This window comes from Pseudomonas sivasensis, from assembly GCF_052938085.1.
The window spans coordinates 2684990-2708177 of the sequence record NZ_CP176442.1; the positions used below are offsets into that span (position 1 = coordinate 2684990).

14 protein-coding genes are annotated in these 23188 nt (G+C 60.3%); 12 read left to right on the forward strand and 2 right to left on the reverse strand.

The features are described 5' to 3' along the window. Positions 1-227: 227 nt before the first annotated feature. The 10 genes from ACKZ62_RS12470 to ACKZ62_RS12515 all read left to right on the forward strand — a co-directional run bounded on the left by ACKZ62_RS12470 (position 228) and on the right by ACKZ62_RS12515 (position 13253). The gene (locus ACKZ62_RS12470; RefSeq protein ID WP_447096753.1) at positions 228-1508 is read left to right on the forward strand and encodes an alkane 1-monooxygenase; all 1281 of its coding nucleotides are present in this window, start codon (positions 228-230) and stop codon (positions 1506-1508) included. A gap of 113 nt (positions 1509-1621) precedes the next feature. Next, complete coding sequence (gene praA / locus ACKZ62_RS12475) at positions 1622-2116, forward strand: alkane oxidation protein activator PraA (protein ID WP_032886505.1); 495 nt, start codon at positions 1622-1624, stop codon at positions 2114-2116. A 133-nt stretch (positions 2117-2249) separates the two neighbouring features. Further along, positions 2250-2753, forward strand: coding sequence for an alkane oxidation protein activator PraB (gene praB, locus ACKZ62_RS12480; protein WP_081797686.1), 504 nt, complete (start codon positions 2250-2252; stop codon positions 2751-2753). 222 nt (positions 2754-2975) lie between these two features. Then, a complete protein-coding gene (praB, locus tag ACKZ62_RS12485) occupies positions 2976-3479 on the forward strand; it encodes an alkane oxidation protein activator PraB (RefSeq protein WP_277419709.1) in 504 nt (167 codons plus the stop codon). Between the two features lie 127 nt (positions 3480-3606). Continuing rightward, entirely contained in the window at positions 3607-5022 is a 1416-nt protein-coding gene (locus tag ACKZ62_RS12490; protein WP_099602287.1) for an outer membrane protein transport protein, read from the forward strand. A gap of 288 nt (positions 5023-5310) precedes the next feature. Continuing rightward, entirely contained in the window at positions 5311-7836 is a 2526-nt protein-coding gene (locus ACKZ62_RS12495) for an acyl-CoA dehydrogenase (protein WP_122756541.1), read from the forward strand. A gap of 149 nt (positions 7837-7985) precedes the next feature. Beyond that, on the forward strand, positions 7986-9329 hold the full coding sequence (locus ACKZ62_RS12500; protein ID WP_095184571.1) for a 3-oxoacyl-ACP reductase: 1344 nt from the start codon (positions 7986-7988) through the stop codon (positions 9327-9329). 3 nt (positions 9330-9332) lie between these two features. Next, positions 9333-10223, forward strand: coding sequence for a MaoC/PaaZ C-terminal domain-containing protein (locus ACKZ62_RS12505; protein ID WP_032886501.1), 891 nt, complete (start codon positions 9333-9335; stop codon positions 10221-10223). Next, the gene (locus ACKZ62_RS12510; RefSeq protein ID WP_122765412.1) at positions 10220-11518 is read left to right on the forward strand and encodes an acetyl-CoA C-acetyltransferase; all 1299 of its coding nucleotides are present in this window, start codon (positions 10220-10222) and stop codon (positions 11516-11518) included. The genes ACKZ62_RS12505 and ACKZ62_RS12510 overlap by 4 nt, the downstream gene beginning before the upstream one ends. Before the next feature lie 31 nt (positions 11519-11549). Beyond that, positions 11550-13253 (forward strand): AMP-binding protein, encoded by a 1704-nt coding sequence (locus ACKZ62_RS12515; protein ID WP_099602292.1) that lies wholly within the window; start codon positions 11550-11552, stop codon positions 13251-13253. Positions 13254-13387: 134 nt separating this feature from the next. On the opposite strand, the gene ACKZ62_RS12520 is transcribed toward ACKZ62_RS12515, so the two are convergent. Then, positions 13388-14503 carry a Gfo/Idh/MocA family protein gene (locus ACKZ62_RS12520; protein WP_095184575.1) on the reverse strand — a complete coding sequence of 372 codons (1116 nt, stop codon included), beginning with the start codon at positions 14501-14503 and terminating at the stop codon, positions 13388-13390. Positions 14504-14810: 307 nt separating this feature from the next. Between ACKZ62_RS12520 and ACKZ62_RS12525 the strand changes: the two genes are divergently transcribed. Together ACKZ62_RS12525 and ACKZ62_RS12530 are read left to right on the forward strand one after the other, a co-directional pair. Continuing rightward, positions 14811-15851, forward strand: a complete 1041-nt coding sequence (locus ACKZ62_RS12525; RefSeq protein WP_181640667.1) for a WD40/YVTN/BNR-like repeat-containing protein — start codon at positions 14811-14813, stop codon at positions 15849-15851. Positions 15852-15866: 15 nt separating this feature from the next. Continuing rightward, positions 15867-18242, forward strand: a complete 2376-nt coding sequence (locus ACKZ62_RS12530; protein WP_032886494.1) for an efflux RND transporter permease subunit — start codon at positions 15867-15869, stop codon at positions 18240-18242. A 50-nt stretch (positions 18243-18292) separates the two neighbouring features. Here the strand turns inward: ACKZ62_RS12530 and ACKZ62_RS12535 are convergent, their stop codons facing one another. Next, positions 18293-23185, reverse strand: a complete 4893-nt coding sequence (locus tag ACKZ62_RS12535) for a dermonecrotic toxin domain-containing protein (RefSeq protein ID WP_447096754.1) — start codon at positions 23183-23185, stop codon at positions 18293-18295. Positions 23186-23188 lie beyond the last annotated feature (3 nt).

Sequence of the window (23188 nt, forward strand, 5' to 3'; positions counted from 1 at the left end):
AAAGAGACTGCTCGGTCACGTAAAAAAGGCTTCGAAAAAGTAGTTGACGACCTAACGATTCCGCGTTATTTATTTAAAAAAATATTTCAATGTTTGTTTTGAAATGATTTTTGAAATGCCTAAGAGCGAATAAAAATGAAAAAAACGTCTTTTATCGCATGGTTGATTTCCCGGAGCCTTCTGCGCTCCCTGAACCTGTTTTCCACCTCCCTGCCAAGGAGGCTGCCATGAACCAGACTCTGGCAGCGCCAAGCGTGTGGACCGATGGCAAGCGCCACCTGTGGTGGTTGGGCATCATGCCGTTGGCCACCCCCCTGTTGTCCGGCTCCCTTGCCATTTTCACCGGCGTCCAGCAGTTATGGTGGGTCGGCGTGCTGGTGATCTTCGGGCTGATCCCACTGATTGACGGCCTGCTCGGCGAAGACGTGAGCAACCCGCCCGAGTCGGCGGTCAGCCATCTGGAAACCCAACGCTACTACCGCTGGATCGTCTACACCGGCGTGCTGTTCGTCATCTCGTCAGTGATCATTACCGGCTGGCTGGCTGCCGGCGGCATCGAATGGATCATCCAAGGTGGTCTGTTGCACGCCACCGCTCACCTTGATCCTTCCAACTGGCTGGTCCACGCCGCCAGTTACATCACCGATCGCACGCAACTGCATGGCGCACCGAGCTGGTTCACCTACTTGGGCATGGCCATGTCGACCGGCGCCGCCACCGGCATTGCCATCAACACTGCCCATGAACTGGGGCACAAACCCAACGCCTTGGAAGTGTTCCTGGCCAAGGTCACATTGGCACCGACCTTCTACGGGCACTTCTACACCGAGCACAACCGTGGTCACCATGTGCGTGTCGCCACGCCAGAAGACCCCGCCAGCTCGCGCCTGGGCGAAAGTTTCTGGGCCTTCCTGCCGCGCTCGGTGTGGTTCAGTGCGCACTCCGCGTGGAACCTGGAGCGTGAACGCTTGCGCAAACTCGGCCTGCCGGCCTGGCACTGGAAGAACGGTGTACTCAGTGCCTGGATGTACAGCTTAGTGCTGTGGGGCGCGATGATTGCCTGGCTGGGGGCGGCGGTGATTCCCTTCTTGATTATCCAGGGCATCTACGGGTTCTCGTTGCTGGAAGTCGTGAACTATGTCGAACACTACGGCCTGAAACGCCAGAAGTTACCCAATGGTCGTTATGAACGCTGCTCGCCTCGGCACTCCTGGAACAGTAATCGGATTGTCACCAATATCTTTCTGTTCCAGCTGCAGCGGCACTCCGACCACCACGCCAACCCCACGCGCAGTTATCAGTCGCTGCGCCACTTTGATGAATCGCCGCAACTGCCCTATGGGTACGCGAGCATGATTGTCTGGGCCTATGTACCTTACTTATGGCGCCGGCGCATGGACCATCGGGTGCTTAATCATTACGCCGGGGATATCAGCCTGACCAATCTTCAGCCCTCACAACGTTTGAAGTATCTGGAGAAGTACAGCAACAGCGCCAAGCCGTTCTGACATGAAGTAATACCCAGTTGTGTACTCGGGGCCTTAAATGCCGCGCAGGATTTTATCGCCCCGAGGAAGTGGTTTGACCCGAACAACAATAATTAAAGGGAAGGACGTACACCATGCAATCACCTGCCAAGTTCACTACCCATATTCTATTGGCTGCACTGGGCCTGATCGTTTATCACCAGGCCCAGGCCGCCCGTATCGAACCGGCCGGCAGTGCGTTCACCGCCCAAGGCCCCATCAGTTTTTCCAAGGGGGCGCTGATCAGCGCCGACTGCACCATTAAGGTCGCGGGCAAAGTCGCGGCCGATGGTTCATCCGTGAATGTCGACAAAGTTGAGTTCGATGGCGGCCTCAAGTGCAGCCGGGTCGAAGCCACCAACTTGCCGTGGGTGCTGGTGGCCAAAGACACCAAAAGCGGTTCCATGTCGAATATCAGCGTGGATGTGCACGCCTTCGGACTGGGCGGCAAGTGCGGGCCTTCTACCGCTGATGGCACGTGGGACAACGCCACCGGAAAGTTGGAAGCGGCCAATGTACCCATTGGCGAAGACTGCAAGATCAAGACGGTGTCGATCAAGATGCCGCCCACCTTCAAAGTTGTTGAATAACGCCGTCCACGTTTAGAGCGGTAATTGAATTGAGATTTGGCTGGAAAGGGAAGTTCTGCAGTTTCACCGTGACCTCTCGTTCATGGCCATTACCCCCTGGCGAATGACTCGCCATTACATGTGAGGAAAAACAATGAAAAGTTTGAAAACCCTCGTTTGTGCAACTTCTTTTGCTCTGTGCTTTGGTGCCGTTTCGATGGCAAACGCCGCGACCATTGCACCTGCTGGTGCCGCTTTTACCACCTCGGGCTCTATCACTGTCAAGTCGCCGGCGTCCCTGAATATCCCGGTCACTTGCAACATTATCTTCACCGGTACCGTGGCGAGTGGTGGTGCTGGAGCTTCGATTACCGGCGCTACGGTCAGCGGTTCCAACCCGCTATGCGGCGTTCCGGTGTTGAGCAACCTGCCATGGCCGCTGACGGTCGCTGGTACTGGGCCTGACGCGTTCACCGGCACTGTTTCGGGTGTGAAATTCAAAATCGCCTCTGACTGCAGCGCTACGCCGGTGACCATCGCGGTCAACTGGAAGAACTCCACCAACACGCTGGGTATTTCTACGCCTCAAACCGTGGGCTCTTGCACAATTACCGCCCTTACCGCTGTTCCAAGTCCAGCGTTCACCGTTAGCCCATAAGTACCCTGAGTACTTGACGTGATGATCACGCGTTGAAACTGGCAAGTGCCTCGTAAGAGGCACTTGTTTGAAAAAGTTTGCAAGGGTGGAATACAACAATAAGGAGTGGCGCATGAGTATTAAGAGAACAGCCGCACGCAGTCTATTGGGCTTTAGCATTTCATCTGATCAGTGGCGCTACGCATAGGCGAAGTGACTCGCCAGACCCTGTGAGGAATAACAATGAAAAGCTTGAAAACGTTCGGTTGTGTAACTCTCTTTGCTCTTTGCGGTGGGGCCATATCGACGGCCAGTGCGGCCACTATTGCCCCTGCCGGTAGCGCATTTACCACGGCGGGCACTATTACTATAAAGTCTCCCCTTAGTCTTAATGTACCAGTGACTTGCAACTTCGCGATGGCCGGTTCGGTTGCATCTGATGGATCAGTTGCAGCGATTACCAGTGCCGTGTTCAGCGGTTCAAACCCCATATGCTCAATTCCTGTCGCGAGTAATTTTGTGTGGCGTTTGAAGCTGACAGGTAGCGGTCCCGACGTGTTCCCCGGAACGCTTGGTGCGTTGAAGTTAAAGGTTGCATCGGACTGCAGCAGTTCTCCAGTGAACATCAGTGTTATCTGGAAAAACTCTACTAACACCCTGAGCATCACAAGCCCTCAAACCGTGGGTGCTTGCACGATCACAGGTCTCACTGCTTCACCCAGTCCGGCGTTTACTGTTTCTCCGTAAATGGCCTGGGTGCTGGATGGGACGGTCATGAATTGCAGTGAGCAAGTGCCTGGCAAGAGGCACTTGTTGAAGTAAACCGGGTTCGGAAAAACCGATGTCGGTGCTTAACAACTATAAGGAGTCGGGCATGAATAATAAGAAAGCACACGCACGCACGTTAATAAACCTGGCCGTTATCGGCGGCCTGATGGTTATAACCGGCAGTGCGCAAGCCGGTGGGTTCTCTACTCCGACGTTCGGGGCGGAAGGCTGGGGCCGCGCGTTCGGTGGTGGTTCGATGTTTAAGGATGATCCGTCATCGGCTTACAACAACCCGGCGGCGATGGCGTTCATTGATCACAATATCTCGCAGTTCAACGTTGACTACGCGCGTATCAATATTCACTACAAAGGTACCGCCAAAGACTACGCAGGCAATCCGACCTCCACCACGACTGTTAACCCCGATACCTTTGAGTTCAATTCCGTGCCCCGCGATGGTGATGGAGGGCAGGGCGGTTTTACCGCCTGGGTGCCGACCGGATTCATGGTCATGCCGATCGGTGACCGTTTCGCTTTCGGTCTCAGCCAAGTGGTGCCCATGGGCGCACGTACCACCTGGGACAATGACTGGAAGGGCCGGGATTTTGCGGTTGACACGCGCATCGAAACCGTCGGGTTGACGGGGTCGCTTTCGTTCAAGGTCAACGATGAGTTTTCCATCGGCGGTGGCGCGATTGTTCAGCACACCAAAGGCTTCGTCAGCCAGAACGTTGACCTCTATGCCGCCGCTGCACTTGCTCCGAATTCGATCCCATTCCCGGCGGGCATTGGCTACTCGCTCATGCGAGTCAAAGTCGACAATACCTCGGTGGGCTGGTTTGCCGGCCTGGCCTGGAAGCCAACCCCACAAGACACTCTGGGTTTGAACTACCACGCCAAGATCAAGAACAAGCTTGAAGGCAAATACAACATCTACGCTGACGAAGGCTCCCAGGGCCTGATCGACGCCGGGTTGCCGGGCATTTTGTATCCAGGTCTCAACCTTCAAATGAACGGTAAAGCCTCCACCCAATTGGACGTTCCTGCCAGCGCAGCGATTGATTGGGTTCACCAGTTCAATGATCGTTTTACCCTCGGTGCCAGTGTCTTGTGGACCCAATGGTCGTCATTCAAAAACCTGACCCTGAAGTCTGAGGGGTCGACCATCGTTGCCATCCCTTACAACTACAAGGACGCCTGGATGGTGTCTCTCGGCGGCGACTATAAGCTCACCGATGATTTCACGTTGCGCGCCGGTGTTGCGACGGACCAGACACCTACCCGTAACTCCACCCGCGACCCGCGTATCCCGGATGGCGACCGGATCTTCACCTCGCTGGGCTTCGGTTACAAAATCAGAGCGATTCCAGGCCTGGGCATCGACGGCTCCTACTCCCACCAGTTCGTGGAAAAAGCCAAGTTGAAAACCCAGAACCAGGATCGTCTCGGGGGGGCAACCCTGGACGGCAAGGCCGAAGCCTATGGCGATGTCGTGAGCCTGGGGGTCACTTACAACTTCTGATCCTGTGTTACGCCGTGCCGGTGCGAAGCCCGCAGTCAGCGCATCTTTCTGCAGGTTTTTCACCGGTAATGCAATGAAGGGGTCGCCCACGCGACCCGTTCCGATTTCGTCCAATTCGCGTTGATTCGGCTGACAGGTTCAGTCGCTATTTTTTCGCTCAAGCATTAAATAAAAATTTCAAAACAAAATTTGAAATTAGCTTTCCAAGTTTGTAGTGTGGCTTTACGCCGCAGGTCAATTCGACCTTGCGCACGTAAACCACGCCCTGAATCGAGTAGAGGTATCCCCATGGTTATCTGGTTATTGGTGGGTTTCGCAGCCGCGATTGCCCTGGCGTATCGACAAGCTGCCGCGACCCTGTGGTTAGGGGCCGGCTTGATCTGGTTGGCACTGGGTTACGTGTTCAACGTGGTGGCAGGTTTTGGGGCCAGCGTCGCGGCGCTGCTGGTGATAGCGCCCGCGTTGCTGATGACGATCAAACCCCTGCGTCGCACCTTGCTCACCAGCAAGGCCCTTGGCCTCTTTCGCACGATCATGCCGGCAATGTCCGACACCGAGCGTGCGGCTATCGAGTCCGGTACCGTGTGGTGGGACGCCGAGTTGTTCAGCGGCAAACCCGATTGGCAGCGCCTGTTGCAAGCCGCGCCGGCCAGCCTCAGCGCCGAGGAGCAAGCCTTCCTCGACAATGAAGTGGAAACCTTGTGCGACATCGCCAACGACTGGGAAACCACCCAGGTCTGGCAGGACATGTCCCCCGAAGGCTGGCAGTACACCAAGGATGCCGGTTTCCTCGGCATGATCATTCCCAAGCAGTACGGCGGCAAAGGCTTCTCCCACTATGCCCATTCGCAAGTGGTGATGAAGCTGTCGACGCGCTGCTCGGCGGCGGCGATTTCGGTGATGGTGCCCAACTCCCTCGGCCCGGCCGAGCTGTTGTTGCACTACGGCACCGACGCCCAACGTAATTACTACCTGCCGCGCCTGGCTCGGGGTGAAGACATCCCGTGCTTTGCCCTGACCAGCCCGTATGCGGGCTCGGATGCCGGGGCCATTCCAGACCTGGGTATTGTCTGCAAGGGCATGCACGAGGGCGAAGAAGTGCTGGGTTTCAAAGTGACCTGGGACAAGCGCTATATCACCCTCGGCCCCATCGCCACCGTGCTCGGCCTGGCGTTTCGCGCTGAAGACCCGGACGGCTTGCTGGGCCCGAAAGGTTCGCTCGGCATCACCTGCGCACTGATCCCCACGTCCCACCCCGGCGTAAACAGCGGTCGCCGCCATTGGCCACTTAACGCCGTATTCCAGAACGGCCCAACCACCGGCAAGGACGTCTTCATCCCGTTGGAATGGGTGATCGGCGGCCGTGAGCAAGTCGGTAATGGCTGGCGCATGCTGATGGAGTGCCTAGCAGCAGGCCGTGCCATTTCGTTGCCGTCGGCCAACGTCGGCCTGGCCAAGGTTGCGGTGCGTGGCACTACGGCTTATGCCGCGATGCGCAAGCAGTTCGGCCTGCCCATCGGCAAGTTCGAAGGGGTGCAGGCACCTCTGGCGCGCATGGCCGGGCATTTGTATGCCTGCGATGCGGTGCGCAAGGTATCGGTAGCGTCCCTGGATGCCGGCGAGAAACCTTCGGTGATCTCCGCCATTGCGAAGTACCACGTCACCGAGCGTGCGCGAATCATCGTCAACGACGGCATGGACATCGTCGCCGGCAAGGGCATTTGCATGGGCCCGAATAACTTCCTGGCCCGTGCGTATCAGCAAAGCCCCATCGCCATCACGGTGGAAGGCGCGAATATCATGACGCGCTGCCTCATCATCTTTGGCCAGGGCCTGATCCGTTGCCATCCCTATGTGTTCCGTGAGATGGAAGCGGCGCGCAACCCGGACCGGCGTAAGGCGCTGGAAGACTTTGACAGCGCGATGTTCGGCCATGTGAGTTTCGTGCTGGCCAACACCGTACGTGCGGCGGTGCATTCGCTGACAGGCGGCCGTCTGATTTCCGCACCTGCCAAGACCGACCCCGCGCTGGCGTCCTACTACCGCCAGGCCAATCGTCTGTCGGTGGTGCTGGCGCTGATCTCGGACATTTCCATGGGTGTGCTGGGCGGTGCCCTCAAGCGCAAGGAAAGTATCACCGGGCGTCTGGGGGATATTCTGTCGCAGCTGTACATTTTGTCCTGCGTGCTCAAGCGTTTCGAGGATGACGGCCGGCCTCAGTCAGACCTGCCGCTGGTGCACTGGTCGGCTCAGGATGCGCTAGTGCGTGCTCATGAAGCCCTTGCCGAAGTGCTGGAAAACTACCCCTCCAAAGCCGCCGCCGCCGTGGTGCGCGGCCTGACGTTCCCGTTCGGCATTCCGCTGCGCAAACCGTCGGATCGCCTACTGGCCCAGGTGGCCGATGTGGTGCAGACACCGGGCGAGACCCGTGACCGGTTGTTGGCCAATTCCTACATTCCACGTCCGGAAATCGACAAGTTGGCGTATGGCGAGTTGGGCTTCCGTCTGCTGCCACAAGTGGAGCTGATCGACGCCCGGCTCAAGCCTGCCATCAAGCAAGGCGTGCTCGAACCGATGCCTATTTCCGCCACGGCTTTCACCACCTGGCGCGTCAAGGCCAGGGCGCTGGACTTGATCAGCGACGACGAAGACGCCTTGCTCGCGCGCTATGTGGAATACGCCGACCACGGTATCCAGGTGGATGACTTCCCGCAGGACTTTGGTTTGCTGGAGGCATTGCAGCAGCGCAAGCAGGCGTTGGAACCGGCCACCAAGCGGCGCAGCAGCCAAAGCGAAAACGCCTCGGTCAACTAGGACAAACGCGGCCAGTGTGGGAGGGCGCTTGCACCCGATAGCAATCCATCAGTCACCGACTCATTGGCTGAACCACCGCTATCGGGGGCATGCCCCTCCCACATGAACCGGGTTTACAAGGTCAGAATGTGTTGTGAGTGAATGCTGATATGAGTGACAGCTACCTATCGTTCGTCAATTCCCCCTGGGGCCGTCGCCTGGCCCAGGCAGTGGGCTTGCCCCAGCCCGTGCCGTTGCAACGCCATCGCAGCGGTCAGCCGGGCCTGGCTAACCCGGTGATTGTCGCCGGGGCAGGGCGCCTGGCCTCCCAGGTGCACCAGGTCTTCAGCGCCACCGACACGGTCGCGGCTACCCCGGCAACGCTCAAGGCGCCGTCCACGGTCAAGGCCCAGGGCGCGGTGTATGACGCCAGCGCGGTGGTCGACCTTAAACAGTTGGATGAGCTGTACGTATTCTTCCACGCCAACGCCAAGCGCCTGGGCCAACACGCACGGGTGGTGGTGCTCGGCACTGCACCGGAGCATTGCGCGGACTTGCCCCACGCCGTCGCCCAACGCGCCCTCGAAGGTCTGGTGCGTTCGCTGGCCAAGGAGCTGCGTCGGGCGATCACCGTCCAGTTGCTTTATGTTGCGCCAGGCGCCGAAGACGGGTTGGACAGCAGCCTGCGTTTCTTCCTGTCGCGGCGTTCGGCCTATGTGTCGGGGCAAGTGGTGCGATTGGAAAAACCGGTAGATGGCAACCCTAGTGTCAACTGGGACAAGCCTTTCGCTGGCCGACGTGCGCTGGTCACTGGCGCTTCCCGTGGCATCGGCTTGGCCATCGCCCAGGTCTTGGCACGTGAAGGTGCGCACGTGGTGTGTGTGGACGTGCCCCAGGCCCAGCAATCGTTGGAACAGGCCGCCGCCAGCGTCGATGGTTCAGCGTTGCCCTTGGACATCACCGCGCCGGATGCAGCCTCGTCGTTGCTGGCCCACGTCAGCCAATACGGCGCGTTCGATGTGGTGGTGCACAACGCCGGCATCACCCGCGACAAGACCATCGCAAAAATGCCCGAAGCGGCCTGGCGCGATGTGCTGGCGGTCAACCTCGAAGCACCGTTGCACCTGAGCACCGCATTGATGGAAAACCAGGGGCTTAATCCCGGTGGGCGCATTGTGTGTGTGTCATCGATTTCCGGTATTGCCGGCAACCTCGGCCAAAGCAACTACGCCACCTCCAAGGCTGGCGTGATCGGCCTGGTGCAAGGCCTCGCGACACGCGCCGCCACGCAGCAGGTGACGGTGAATGCCGTGGCGCCGGGGTTTATCGAGACCCAGATGACAGCAAAGATCCCCCTGATGATTCGCGAAGCAGGGCGGCGCATGAACTCTATGAGCCAGGGCGGGCAGCCCATCGATGTGGCCGAGACCATCGCCTGGTTGGCGCATCCCGCGTCGGGTGGCGTCAATGGCCAAGTCGTTCGTGTGTGCGGCCAAAGTCTGCTGGGAGCCTGAGCCATGGACTACGTGACCCAGATTATCGACCCGCCGCCCTCGCGCACCCAGTTGTTGCTGGATGGCGTGCGCGCCCTGCGTAAGCCCAAGTTCGACGGCGCGCCGGTACTGCCCAAGGAGCGGCTGGTGCGCTCGGCGGTGGGGTTATCCGCCGCTGGCATCGCCGCCTATGGCCGTGCCTGCGGGTTCCGGCGCGAGCAGGGTGTGCCGCTGTCCTATCCCCATGTGCTGGCGTTCCCGCTGCACTTGATGCTGTTGACCCGGCCAAGCTTCCCGTACCCGGCCAGCGGCATGGTGCACTTGGCCAATCGCATTCGTCAGCACCAGCGCCTGCACGAAGGTCAGGCCTTGCGCCTGGAGGTGTATGCCGAGCGCTGGGTCGCCCACCCCAAGGGCCAGGCGCTGAGCATCGCCACACGCGCTTACAGCGCCGGCACCCTGGCGTGGGAAAGCGACAGCCTCTACCTGCGCCGCGACGTAAAAGACCCGATTGGCGAGCCCTGGGGCGACGCGTTGCCATTGCAGGAACACGGCCTGCTGCGCACCCAGCGCTGGGTTTTACCCGCCGACCTGGGCCGGCGCTTCGCCAAGGTTTCGGGGGATTTCAACCCAATCCACACCTCGGTGATCGGCGCAAAACTCTTCGGTTTCCGCCGCGCCATCGCCCACGGCATGTGGACGCTTGGCCGCGCCTTGGCCGCCCAGCAACCGCCCGGTGGATTGGATCAGGCCGAAGCCCATTGCGACTTCAAGTTGCCGATCTTTTTGCCCGGCCAAGTTGCCCTGTGGCAACACCCTGTGACCGGCCCGCGTCGCGAATTCGAAGTGCGCAATTTCGCCGGCGACAAACCCCATATGCGCGGGCTATTTGTCTGGAATGAGAGCCATACATGAGTGACTACAGCTTCAATCCGGCCCCGACCCGCCGCGTGGCGATTATCGGCGGCAACCGTATCCCTTTTGCCCGTTCCAACACGGTGTATGCCCACGACAGCAACCAGGATTTGCTGGTAGCGGCGCTGCAAGGCTTGGTCGACCGTTACAACCTGCACGGCCAGCGCCTGGGCGAGTTTGCTGCCGGCGCGGTGATCAAGCATTCGCGGGATTTCAACCTCGCACGTGAGTCCCTGCTATCAACCACCTTGTCCCCCGAGACCCCGGCCTACGATCTGCAACAAGCCTGCGGCACGGGCCTGGAAGCGGCATTGCTGGTGGCGAATAAAATCGCCCTGGGCCAGATCGAAGTAGGCATTGCCGGTGGCGCCGATACCACCTCCGACGCGCCCATCGGCATCAACGAATCCTTGCGCCATACCTTGCTCGCAGCCAACCGCGCCAAGGGCTTGGGCGACAAGCTCAAGGCTCTGCTGAGGGCGCGGCCGTCGATGTTTTTCAAACCGCTGCTGCCACGCAACGGCGAGCCGCGCACCGGTTTGTCCATGGGCGAGCACTGCGAAGAAATGGCCAAGCGCTGGCAGATCAAGCGCCTGGCCCAAGATGAGCTGACCCTCACTAGTCACCAACGCCTGGATGCCGCGTACAAACGCGGTTTCTTCGAGGACCTGATCAGCCCCCACCGCGGCCTGACCCGTGACAACAATCTGCGGGCCGACGCCAGCCTGGAAAAACTCGCCGGTCTATCTCCAGCCTACGACCGCCAGAACGGCACGCTCACCGCGGGCAACTCCACGCCCCTGACCGATGGCGCCTCGGTGGTGCTGCTGGCCAGCGAAGAGTGGGCGGCCGCCAACGGCTGGCCGGTGCTGGCTTACCTACGCACCGGCGAAACCGCCGCGGTGAATTTTGTCGACGGCACCGAAGGTCTGCTGATGGCCCCGGCCTATGCCGTGCCGCGCATGCTCAAGCGCGAAGGCCTGAGCTTTGCCGACTTCGATTTTTTCGAAATCCATGAAGCCTTTGCCGCTCAGGTGTTGTGCACCCTCAAGGCCTGGGAAGACGCCGATTATTGCCGCGAACGCCTGGGACTCGACGCGCCGCTGGGCGTCATCGACCGCGCCAAAATGAACGTCAACGGCGGTTCCCTCGGCTGCGGTCATCCGTTTGCCGCCACCGGTGGCCGGCAATTGGCGGCGTTGGCCAAGGCCATCCACGAGCGCGGCGGCGGGCGCGGGTTGATCTCGATCTGTGCAGCGGGCGGGCTGGGCATTACCGCCATTGTCGAAAAGTAGCGCTACCCAAAATAACAATAAGGAGACTGCCATGAACGCTATCAGCCAGGAACACACCGAACGCGTGTGGTTGAACGCTTATCTGCCCGGCGTCCCGGCAGACATTGATGCCGCGATTGAGGAATACCCATCGCTGCGGGAAGTATTCCTGGAGCACCTGGAAAAATTCCGTGAGCGCGTGGCTTACGTCAGCATCGGCACCGAAATGACTTACGCCGACTGGCAGGTCCAAGGCATTGCGTTTGCCGCCTGGCTCCAGGGCCAGGGCGTACAGCCGGGCGACCGTGTGGCGCTGATGATGCCCAATTGCTTGCAGTACCCGATCTGCCTGCTCGGCACCATCCTGGCTGGCGCGGTGGTGGTCAACGTCAACCCGCTGTACACCGCCCACGAACTCAAACACTTGCTCAAGGACAGCGGCGCCGAGACGGTGGTGATCTTCGAAAACTTCGCCCACACCCTGGAGAAGGTTGTGGCTGGCAGCAGCGTCAAGCGCGTGGTAATCGCGGCCATCGGCGACTTGCTCGGCACCTTCAAGGGCGCGGCAATGAACTTCATCCTGCGCAGCGTGCAGAAGCAGGTACCCGCGTTCAAGCTGCCGGGGGCGGTACGTTTCAATCGGGTGTTGAAACAGGGGCGGGCCCTCAACCACTTTCCGGTGAGCATGGCCCTGGATGACCTGGCCTTCCTGCAATACACCGGCGGCACCACTGGCGACGCCAAAGGCGTGATGCTCAGCCACCGTAATATCATCGCCAACCTATTGCAGGCCAAGGCGTGGGTCGGCGACCAACTGGACCAACACAAGCAGGAAACCAACGTCACGTTGCTGCCGCTGTACCACATCTTTTCCCTGACGGTGAACTGCCTGATGTTCATGTGCCTGGGCGGGCGCAACATCCTCATCGCGAACCCTCGGGATGTGAAGCGGGTGCAGATGATCCTGCGCAAGGAGCGCTTCAACGGCATTGCCGGGGTCAACACACTGTTTAACGGCTTGCTGGAAAACAAGGAGTTCTGCGCTCGGGACTTTTCCGACCTGCGCATGGTGATCGCTGGCGGCATGGCCACGCACACGGCAGTGGCCAAGCGTTGGAAGGAAGTCACTGGGCTGCCGATCATCGAAGGTTATGGCCTGACCGAGTGCTCGCCGGTAGTGAGCATCAGCCCGATCAACATTGCGCGCATGCGCGAGATGGAGTTCACCGGTAGCATCGGTGTGCCGTTGCCGTCCACCTGGGTGCGCTTTATGCGTGAGGACGGTGAACTCGCCGACATTGGCGAGCAGGGCGAACTGCAAGTGCGTGGCCCGCAGGTGATGCAGGGCTACTGGAAACGCCCCGAGGCAACCGCCGAGGTGCTGGATGCGCAGGGCTGGTTGTCCACCGGCGATATTGGCGTGATGGACGAGCGCGGCTATATCCGCCTGGTGGACCGCAAGAAGGACATGATCCTGGTCTCGGGCTTCAACGTGTATCCGAATGAAATCGAAGACGTGGTGGCGATGCACCCTGGCGTAGGCGAAGTAGCGGCGATTGGCGTGGAGGACGGCGTCACGGGCGAGAAAGTGAAGATCATCGTGGTGCGCAAAGACCCGAACCTAACCCAGGAACAGATCCTCGCCCATTGCCGGGAATACCTGACGGGCTACAAGGTGCCCAGGTATGTGGAGTTTCGCACCACCGAGTTGCCTAAAACCACCGTGGGTAAAGTGCTGCGCCGAGCCTTGCGCTGATTTAAATGTGTGTAGGCGATCTAAATGTGTCAGTGATCTAAATGTGGGAGAGGGCTTGCTCCCGATGGCGGTGGCCCAGTTGGAACATCTTCGTCTGACACACCGCCATCGGGAGCAAGCCCCCTCTCACATGTTCAAACCGAGTTCACGTTGACCCAACGTTCTTCCTGGGCAGCCAAGCGAATCGCCGTCGCCAACCGCTCCACCTCCCACGCCGCTTCAAAGTCGGTGCCATCGGTCCCCTGGCCTGCGACGGCCATGATCAATTCTTGCACTTCCAGGGTCTTTAACTCGTTGTAGCCAAGTTGGTGTCCCGCTGCCGGGCTGAACGCCGCATAACCGGGCAGGGAAGGGCCGGCCAGCAAGCGTTGGAAGCCGTCCTGGCCGACACCGCACAGGCGAAGCTCATTCAAGCGCTCCTGATCGAACGCCAAGGTGCCTTTGGTGCCGCTGATCTCGAAGCTCAAGTGGTTCTTGTAGCCATGTTTGAGCCAACTGCTGCTCACCGTGCCGCGCGCGCCATTGGCGAAACGCAGCAGGGCGTGTACCTGGTCATCCACGGCGATAGGTTTGAGTTCGTTGCTGCCTTTGACAGCCGGGCGTTGAACGTGGACGGTCTGGGTATCGGCGCAGACGCTGACCACATCCCCGACCAGATAGCGCGCCATCGACAGCAAGTGGCTGCCCAAGTCCGCCAGGGCGCCGCCGGCGTGTTCCACTTCGCAGCGCCAGGACCAGGGTGATGTTGGGTCAGCCATAAAGTCTTCGCTGAACTCGCCCTGGAAGCTGATGAGGTCACCCAACTCGCCACTGGCGATCAATTGCCGCGCCAAGGTGATCATCGGGTTGTGTTGATAGTTGTAGCCCACCCGCGTTACCACCCCGGCGGCACTGGCGGCGCGGCGCATGGCGTCGGCCTGTTCCAGGCTCACGGCCAGGGGTTTTTCGCAATACACCGCTTTGCCGGCGGCAATCGCGGCCATCGCCATGGGGTAGTGCAGGTGGTTGGGGGTGGTGATGGCCACGATATCGACCTTGGGGTCGTTGATCAGCGCCTGCCAGTCGCCATGGGCGTGATCGAACCCCCAGGACGAGGCGCAGTGCTGGGCGCGTTCGGTGTCGGCATCGGCCAGGGCGGCCAGCTTCAGGGTGACTGGCAGTTCAAACACCGCCCGGGCATTGTTGAACGCCAAGGCGTGGGCGCGGCCCATGAAGCCTGTGCCGATCAAGCCGATTCCGAGTTCACGCATAGCCGTGGTCCTTTGGATTATTGTTTTCAGGATGTGCATTAATGGAATAAAAATTCCCATATTTCAATAGATGGAATAAAAATTCATTAACGCCTCGGTAATCACCTTGGCGAATGCAGCTATATTCACCAAGTGGCCAAAAGCCGCCAGTTAACAAAAGATAACGTAGCGCCGATTGTCAGACGATTCCAAAGCCCGATAGGATGGCCCCTGCTTCCTTCAGGCGCTCTAGATTGCAGGTTTCAGAGCCCGGGAAGGCAAGACCTAACAATAATAAATGGGAGAAAGGTCTATGAGTGAGCCTGTCATGGGTTGGGTTGTTTGCCGCCCACGCGCCGCACGCAGGGTTGCGTTGCTGGCCACAGCGCTCTCGTTGCTGGCCGGTGCTGCGTTGACGACACCGGTGCTGGCAGCCAGCGATACCCCCGCAACGCCAGCGTTTGCGATTGAGTCCCCCAAGGCCGCCAAAGGCCTGATGATCGACGTGGTGCATGCCGGCAAGCGCCTGGTAGCCGTCGGTGATCGCGGGCATATCCTCTATTCCGATGACCAGGGCTCTACCTGGACCCAAGCCAAAGTCCCCACCCGGCAATTGCTCACGGCAGTGTTTTTCGTCGACGACAAACATGGCTGGGCGGTAGGCCACGATGCGCAAATTCTCGCCAGCACCGACGGCGGCGCCACCTGGGCCCAGCAATACCAGGACCTCAAGCGTGAAGCGCCGCTGCTCGATGTGTGGTTCAAAGACGCCAATCACGGCTTGGCCGTCGGCGCTTACGGTGCATTGATCGAAACCACCGATGGCGGCAAGAGCTGGAACGACGTCAGCGACCGCCTCGACAACGAAGACCAGTTCCACCTCAACGCCATCGCCCAGATCAAAGACGCCGGCCTGTTTATCGTCGGCGAGCAGGGCAGCATGTTCCGCTCCAGTGACGACGGGCAGACCTGGGAAAAACTCGAAGGCCCTTATGAAGGTTCGCTGTTCGGTGTGATCAGCACCGCGCAACCGCAAACCCTGCTGGCCTTCGGGCTGCGCGGCAATCTGTACCGTTCCACCGATTTCGGCAGTACCTGGGAGCAGGTTGAGTTGAACGCCACCCGTGGCGCCTTGGAGTTTGGTTTGTCGGGCGCGACCTTGCTGGATGACGGCGCAATCGTGGTGGTCGGTAACGGTGGCAGCGTGGTGGTCAGCCACGACGATGGCCAGACCTTCAGCGTGTTCAACCGCCCTGACCGTATTTCACTGTCGTCGGTGACGGCGGCGGGCAATGGCAACTTGATTCTGGCCGGGCAGGGTGGCGTTCGCGTATCGACGCCGACTGGCGCTGAGCTCGTAAAACAATAAGAAGGCGGGGACAGAATGAGCAGTCATCACAACGATAAAGCGACCTTTCTTGAGCGCCTGATTTTCAACAATCGCCCGGCAGTGATCGTCATCTGCCTGCTGGTGAGCGTGTTCCTGTTCTGGCAGGCGACGCTGATTCGCCCGTCCACCAGCTTTGAAAAGATGATCCCCCTCAAGCACCCCTTCATCGAAAAGATGATGGAACACCGCAACGACTTGGCCAACCTGGGCAACACCGTGCGCATCTCGGTGGAGGCCAAGGACGGTGACATCTTCACGAAGGAGTACATGGAGACCCTGAGGCAGATCAACGACGAGGTGTTCTACATCTCCGGCGTCGACCGCTCGGGCCTCAAGTCGCTGTGGAGTCCTAGCGTGCGCTGGACCGAAGTGACCGAAGAGGGTTTCGCCGGCGGTGAGGTGATCCCCCAAAGCTACAACGGCTCGGCGCAAAGCCTCGATCAACTGCGCAATAACGTACTCAAGTCCGGCCAGGTCGGGCGCTTGGTCGCCAACGATTTCAAGTCGAGCATCGTGGATATCCCGCTGCTGGAGTCCTATCCGGACCCGCAGGATCAGGGCAAGTTGCTGGCCCTGGACTATCGCAAGTTCTCCCATGAACTCGAAGACAAGATCCGCGACAAGTTCGAAGCCCAGAACCCCAACGTCAAGATCCACATCGTGGGCTTTGCCAAGAAGGTCGGCGACCTGATCGACGGCCTGGTAATGGTGGTGCTGTTCTTCGGCATCGCATTCGTCATCACCCTGATTCTGCTGCTGTGGTTCACCAACTGCCTGCGCAGCACCATCGCGGTGTTGAGCACCACCCTGGTGGCGGTGGTCTGGCAACTGGGGTTGATGCACTTCTTCGGCTTCGGGCTGGACCCGTATTCGATGCTGGTGCCGTTCCTGATTTTCGCCATCGGTATTTCCCATGGCGTGCAGAAGATCAACGGTATCGCCCTGCAATCCAGCGAGGCCGACAACGCGTTGACGGCTGCACGGCGGACCTTTCGTCAACTGTTCCTGCCGGGGATGATCGCGATCCTGGCGGATGCGGTCGGGTTCATTACGCTGTTGATCATCGACATCGGCGTGATTCGTGAGCTGGCCATCGGCGCGTCCATCGGCGTGGCGGTGATCGTGTTCACCAACTTGATCCTGCTGCCGGTGGCGATTTCCTATGTCGGCATCAGCAAGCGCGCCATCGCTAAGAGCAAGAAAGACGCAAACCGCGAGCATCCGTTCTGGCGCCTGCTGTCCAAATTCGCCAGCGCCAAAGTCGCGCCAGTGTCGGTCCTGCTGGCCCTGGTCGCCTTTGGCGGCGGCCTCTGGTACAGCCAGAACCTCAAGATCGGCGACTTGGACCAAGGTGCACCGGAACTGCGCCCGGACTCGCGCTACAACAAAGACAACAACTTCATCATCAGCAATTACTCCACCAGCTCCGACGTGCTGGTGGTAATGGTCAAGACCAAGGCCGAAGGCTGCTCGCGGTATGAAGCCATGGCGCCCATCGATCAGTTGATGTGGAAGATGCAGAACACCGAGGGCGTGCAGTCGGCGATCTCGCTGGTGACCGTGTCCAAGCAGATGATTAAGGGCATGAACGAGGGCAACCTGAAATGGGAAACCCTGTCGCGTAACCCGGACGTGCTGAACAACTCCATTGCCCGCGCCGACGGCCTGTACAACAACAACTGCTCACTGGCGCCGGTGCTGGTGTTCCTCAACGACCACAAGGCCGAAACCCTCGACCGCGCCGTGCATGCGGTGCAGGACTTCGCCAAGGAAAACAACAAGGACGGCCTGGAATTCATCCTCGCCGCCGGTAACGCCGGGATCGAAGCTGCCACCAACGAGGTCATCAAGGAGTCGGAACTGACCATCCTGATCCTGGTGTACCTGTGTGTGGCGACCATGTGCATGATCACCTTCCGCTCGTGGGCCGCGACCCTGTGCATCGTGCTGCCACTGGTGCTCACCTCGGTACTGGGCAATGCGCTGATGGCGTTCATGGGCATCGGCGTCAAGGTCGCGACCTTGCCGGTGGTGGCGTTGGGCGTGGGGATTGGCGTGGACTACGGCATCTACATCTACAGCCGCCTGGAAAGTTTCCTGCGTGCCGGATTGCCGTTGCAGGAAGCCTATTACCAGACGCTCAAATCCACCGGTAAAGCCGTGTTGTTTACCGGCCTGTGCCTGGCCATCGGCGTGTGCACCTGGATCTTCTCGGCCATCAAGTTCCAGGCCGACATGGGCCTGATGCTCACCTTCATGCTGCTGTGGAACATGTTCGGTGCACTGTGGCTGCTGCCGGCACTGGCGCGCTTCCTGATCAAACCCGAGAAGCTGGCGGGGCAGAAGGGCAATTCGCTGTTTGCCCACTGAGCCCAAGGCGGTACACAACGTCCGGCGTCAGCGACGCCGGACGTTGAGGGTCAATTGATGGTTGGCGCGATAGCCAGGAAGAGCTGGTCCTGGGGCGGCGCGATCAATACGTACAGGATTCTTTCCACCGGGTCGGCCCCTGCCGCCTGCTCACTGCGCAATTTCGCCTGGACATGTTCCTTGAGCAGATCCTTTTGCGTGTATTTGCGCTGGCTTGCCAGTTTCAAGTGGGCTCGCGTGTAGCGCTCAGGCGGCGCGTCGGCGGTGGCGTAGTGAAAGTGGGCATACCACAGCACACTGGGCGGCTTTTGCGCTTTGTCGTACACCGCGTATTCGGTGAAGAAATCCCCACTGAGGGTTGGCCGCTGCGGGTCTGCCAGGCTGGTCAGGTTGATATCGATCTCCTTGTGTCGCCAGAGGTAATCGAGGCTTTCCAGGGTTGGCCACTGGCGTTTGTAGGCGTCGCTGCACAGTCGTGTGGCCATGCGCTGCATGTCCCTGGCGTTGGCGCGGTAGCGATCGATGGCGTCCTGCGCCCTGGGCTGGTCGCTGTGATCCCGTGCGATTTCATCCGCAAGTGCGTTGAGTCTATCGGCCTGTCCGGTGAGCAACTTATCCCAGTCGGCCGGGTTGACGTCTTGCCGGGTGAGGGCGGACTCCAGCTTCTTCTGTTGGGCACTGATCAGCCGTTCGATCTCGGGGCGTTGCCGCAGCACTTTTTCGCCCTGGTCTTTGAGCATTGCCAGGGTAGAGGCCGGCGCCGCCGGTTCGGGGGCGGCCATGGGTTGCTGGGGCGTTTCCACCCAACTGCCGGCATCATCCGCGTCGAAGGTGGTCAGGGGTTCACCGGTCAGGCTATTGGTAATGGTGAGCCGTTCGTGAGGGTGTAGACCATCGACAGGTTTCAGCTCGCCGATCCAGTACGTGCGCGTACGGGTTTTGAAGATACGTTTGGCCGGCTCTTTCGGCCTGAGCAACGTGGCGGCGGATGCTTCGACCTCCAGTGCTTCCTGGCTGCGCACCACACTTTCCAGTTCGTTTTCAGCCAGCATCCGCGCCCGACTCAGCCCGGCCAGCAGGCGTTCGGCCACGGGGTGTACGCGTTGCGGATTGATGAACGTGAGCGCCTCGATGGCCTGCTCGTAGCTGCGGTACTTGTCCAGGATTGTGCCGTACAGCAATCGTTGCTCATCCAGCGGATAACCGCTGCTGCTGCGCACTTCGGTATGTGACAGCAATGCCTGGCCCAGGCTCGAATTGTTTAGATGGTCGATGTACAGCGCCTCCAGCGGCGACGCCTCCAGCGCCGACGATTTCACCACCACCCACGAGAGCGGGATCAGCGCATGCATCTCCAGGTTCTGCGCAAAAAAGTGCTGGAACGTCGTAATTTTGGACAACGCTTGCGTGCGCAACACGCGTCCGGCCACGGAGTCCTGTTCCAGCAACTCAAGGGTGGTTTCCATCTCGCGCGAGCGGGCCGCCATGCGTTGAACGACGTCCGCCAGTTCAATCGAGCGGGTCACATGTTCGTTATACGCCCAGGGGCGACCTTCGCGCAGTTCCTCGCGCATCCGGCTGGCCAGGTGGCTCATGGGCTCGCCACGCTCAGTGAACATAAAGGTGTCGGCCCATTTCTGCAGGTGGAAATGCGTGCGCATTTGCTCGTCCCAAAGCGTTTTGAGCGTGATGGCCTGGTCCTGGACATGGGGGCCGGCACCCGCGTATTTCTGCAGGTCCTGACCTACCTTGTACAGCTCGATGCGCTTTGGCAGTACCTTGGCGTAACTCTGCTCGATTTTATCCAGGACCACCTCATAGTCGGTGCGCGCCTTCGAATAGGCCGCTATCTCCTGCTGATGCCGTGCTTCGATCGCGGGTCTCTGCGCATCGGTGGCTTTTTGCAGCAGGTTCCACACCAGTTTCAACGTAGTGGTCTGCTTGATCAGGACCGCGCGGTTATTGTTAAGGCGGGTCAACCAATCTCTGAACTCGGCCATGTCCGGGGAAATCTGCGCATTGAGCGTGTCCATCCGGTCCTTCAATTGCACCGCCTGGCGACGATTCTCCTCGCGCAGCGTTGCCAGGCGCTTGGGCCCGCCGCCCGCCAGCTTGAGCCCGCGGTCTAGGGTCCAGTGGCCCTTGCCATCGGTGCGCAGCTTGATGCCGGGGTGATCGGGTTTGTTCGGGTCAATGATGAATACGTCGTCCACGTCCGGGGTAATGTTGACGCGAAACAACAGGCCGCCCACCGTGGCGTGCCAGCGCTGGCCGATCTTGAACAACCCGCGATAAGGGCCGAGCGCGACGGGGTCCGGGGCGTGTTCAGGCCAGGGCACATTGACCTCCAGCAGTTTCCTTAACAAACGTGTCGCGGCCCTGTCGCTGGCCAGGGAGCGGTCGATATCCAACAGGGTGCGGCCGCCGCCGGGCGGTTCGGCAGGCAAGCCGATGATGCCCCGTTGCACCACGGCCGGGGTCGAGATGGCCTGGCCCTGCGGATGTTGCAATGGCAACCGTGGGATCTCCGCTTGCGCAGGGGGCTGCGCTACGTGGTCGGGTATCCCCAGGTGAATCAGAACCATGCTGGTGTTGAGCAGCAGGTCGACCCACGCCAGTTCACGGGCAATCGGGTCTTGGCTTTCCAGGGCTGGTATGTCCTGCTTGAGGCTCAGGGCCAACTGCATGAACCAGCCCACCGCTGCCAAGGGCCCACGCACCAGCATCAGCAAGGTGTTGAAGCCCAGTTGCACGCCTTCGAGAATCAGCGCCCAGCGGCTTTCGGCGTTGGACGTCGAGTCGCGGTCGGCTTGCTCCTGCAGTTGCCGCGCTTCGCTCTCGTACAGGTAGTCCATCAGTTGGTTGTTGCCCAGCGCCTGGAGGATTTGATCGCTGCTTTCATCACTCAGCGGGGCCAGCGTCGCGGGGCGTGGAATGGGCGGCAAGGGGTCGAACTCGGAACCTATGCCGCTGACACGCACGTAATGGGGCTCCCGGAATCCGCCGTTGCTGCACACCGCTCTGGCAGGGTCTTCCATCCAGGCCAGGACGCTGTCCTGCAGCTCGCCGGGCTCGGCGATGGCGGCCAGCAGACTGGCGCGGTCGGTGAATTCCAACAGCGAATCCCGATACGCCGGGCGATACAACAAGCGCGGGCCTGGCTGCCCGTTGCGCGGCTCGATGATGAACATATTTTGCACCCCGTCCGCCTTGGCGCCGGGCTTGCGTTGAAAGGCGAGCACACGCATGACCACTTCATCCATGCCCGCCCAGCGCTCGGTACTGTGGGTGCCCAGCACTGCTTCGACATAGCGCAGCCCTCGCGACGTAAGCCCGCCCTGGCCTTTGATCTTGTATTCCAGGGCCTGGGTTTTCAGGTCGATGGGACGCTGCACAAGGAACAGCCGCTTGCGCTCTTGCGCCTGGGCGTCCTCGCCCAGCAGTGACTGGTGAAGGTAAGCCGGGTAGTTGCGCCCGACATCGATGCGCTGCACCAGCGCGAGCAGGTACTCCGGGGTCAGGCTGCTGTCGACCGGCTGGCCATCCGCATGGCGCACCGTCATGCGGCCGGCAGGTTTACCTGAAAGGTTCTTGAGCGCCAGGTCGACCAGGCTCATTGACACGCGGTCGATGTAGCCACTTTGCAGGGTGCCCACCGGCACTTCGAAGGTCAGTTGCAGTGCGTCGGCCCGGTAGGCGCCCTGGGCAAGTTCCTTGCAGCTGCGTTCGCCGTGTTCGGTGGCGTTGCGGTCCAGGCACAGTTGGTGATCCAGATGGCTGGCGGCATAGCTGCGAATATCCTCGAGATCATCGAGGTAGTGTTTGCCTTGATTCAGACGCCGAAGGCTGGCCTGTTCGAGCAGGCACTGAGAAAACGCGAAACGATCGGCCGCCGAGGCGTTTTGCAGCCAGCCGGGCAGGGCCGCCTCGATCGCCGGCGCGGGATGGCTGGCGATGGCGGGGGAGTCGGTGAACAGGCTCGCCAGGTCGGTGATTGCCGCAAACTGCTGTTCCAACGCCTTGACGCTGGTGCCCGCCGGCAGGCGCAGATTGGCCAGGTTCTCCAGTTGTCGATCCAATACAAGGGCCGCCTGCACTTCGAAAATATCGCCATCGGGCTCGTACAGGCGCCAAGTGATGGTGTCGGCCATCTCCTCTGCCTGGATGCGTTTACCCCATGCCTCGCCGAATGCATCCAGGCTGGCGTAGGAATCGATCTGGCCGGACAAACCGCACAGCAGCACGCGCGTGCCGCTGACCACCAGAATATCGCTGGCCTGCTGCGTCAGTGATGTGCTGCCTTGTACAAGCTGGGTTTCCAGGGTGTAGGCGTGGATCGCATTGGCAGGCCATGGCTGCTCGGTCTTGGTTTCTCGGCTGGGATAGTCGGCCAGGGTGCTCAGTATCTGCAGTTGCTGGGTGTCGTCCCCCGATTGACGAACGGCGCTGGCCCTGAATGCGCCGCGCAGCACTTCGGCCAACCATTGCCAGCGACTGACGCCGGTATCGCTGTCCTGTTCCCAATACGCGGCCAGCGCCTCTTGGGCCCCGATAAACAGGATCAAGGGCAGTTCCCGTATCGCGTTTTCGAAGACGTTCAGGTCGTAGCTGCGCTCGCCATCGGCCTGAAACGTGAGTCGGCTGCCGGTGGCGTCGCTCAGGTAGGCGTCCAACCCGTAACTCAATGAAAGGTCGGGGAAATGGCCGTCGGCAAGGAATTGCAGCGCCACATCCAGCACCGGCCGCAGTGCCCGGCCGCCCCCCTCACGGGGGAGCGCCATGTACAGATCCGAAGGGGCGATGGACAGGGGCGGGTAGTGTTCTTTCAGGGTGCGGGCCAGCATTTCTGCAACTACCGACCGCAGGGCGGGGCGCGTTGAAAACTGCCCCTTTATCACGGTTTTCAGCAGGTTTTCCGCCGGGATCGGCGTGACGATTGGCATGAA

Excerpts from the sequence above, each read along its gene's own strand:
- ACKZ62_RS12505 (WP_032886501.1), top strand. The coding sequence starts at position 9,333 with ATGGACTACGTGACCCAGATTATCGACCCGCCGCCCTCGCGCACCCAG.
- ACKZ62_RS12530 (WP_032886494.1), top strand. The coding sequence starts at position 15,867 with ATGAGCAGTCATCACAACGATAAAGCGACCTTTCTTGAGCGCCTGATT.
- ACKZ62_RS12490 (WP_099602287.1), top strand. The coding sequence starts at position 3,607 with ATGAATAATAAGAAAGCACACGCACGCACGTTAATAAACCTGGCCGTT.
- praB (WP_277419709.1), top strand. The coding sequence starts at position 2,976 with ATGAAAAGCTTGAAAACGTTCGGTTGTGTAACTCTCTTTGCTCTTTGC.
- ACKZ62_RS12495 (WP_122756541.1), top strand. The coding sequence starts at position 5,311 with ATGGTTATCTGGTTATTGGTGGGTTTCGCAGCCGCGATTGCCCTGGCG.
- ACKZ62_RS12510 (WP_122765412.1), top strand. The coding sequence starts at position 10,220 with ATGAGTGACTACAGCTTCAATCCGGCCCCGACCCGCCGCGTGGCGATT.
- ACKZ62_RS12515 (WP_099602292.1), top strand. The coding sequence starts at position 11,550 with ATGAACGCTATCAGCCAGGAACACACCGAACGCGTGTGGTTGAACGCT.
- ACKZ62_RS12535 (WP_447096754.1), bottom strand. The coding sequence starts at position 23,185 with ATGCCAATCGTCACGCCGATCCCGGCGGAAAACCTGCTGAAAACCGTG.
- ACKZ62_RS12525 (WP_181640667.1), top strand. The coding sequence starts at position 14,811 with ATGGGTTGGGTTGTTTGCCGCCCACGCGCCGCACGCAGGGTTGCGTTG.
- ACKZ62_RS12500 (WP_095184571.1), top strand. The coding sequence starts at position 7,986 with ATGAGTGACAGCTACCTATCGTTCGTCAATTCCCCCTGGGGCCGTCGC.
- praA (WP_032886505.1), top strand. The coding sequence starts at position 1,622 with ATGCAATCACCTGCCAAGTTCACTACCCATATTCTATTGGCTGCACTG.
- ACKZ62_RS12470 (WP_447096753.1), top strand. The coding sequence starts at position 228 with ATGAACCAGACTCTGGCAGCGCCAAGCGTGTGGACCGATGGCAAGCGC.
- ACKZ62_RS12520 (WP_095184575.1), bottom strand. The coding sequence starts at position 14,503 with ATGCGTGAACTCGGAATCGGCTTGATCGGCACAGGCTTCATGGGCCGC.
- praB (WP_081797686.1), top strand. The coding sequence starts at position 2,250 with ATGAAAAGTTTGAAAACCCTCGTTTGTGCAACTTCTTTTGCTCTGTGC.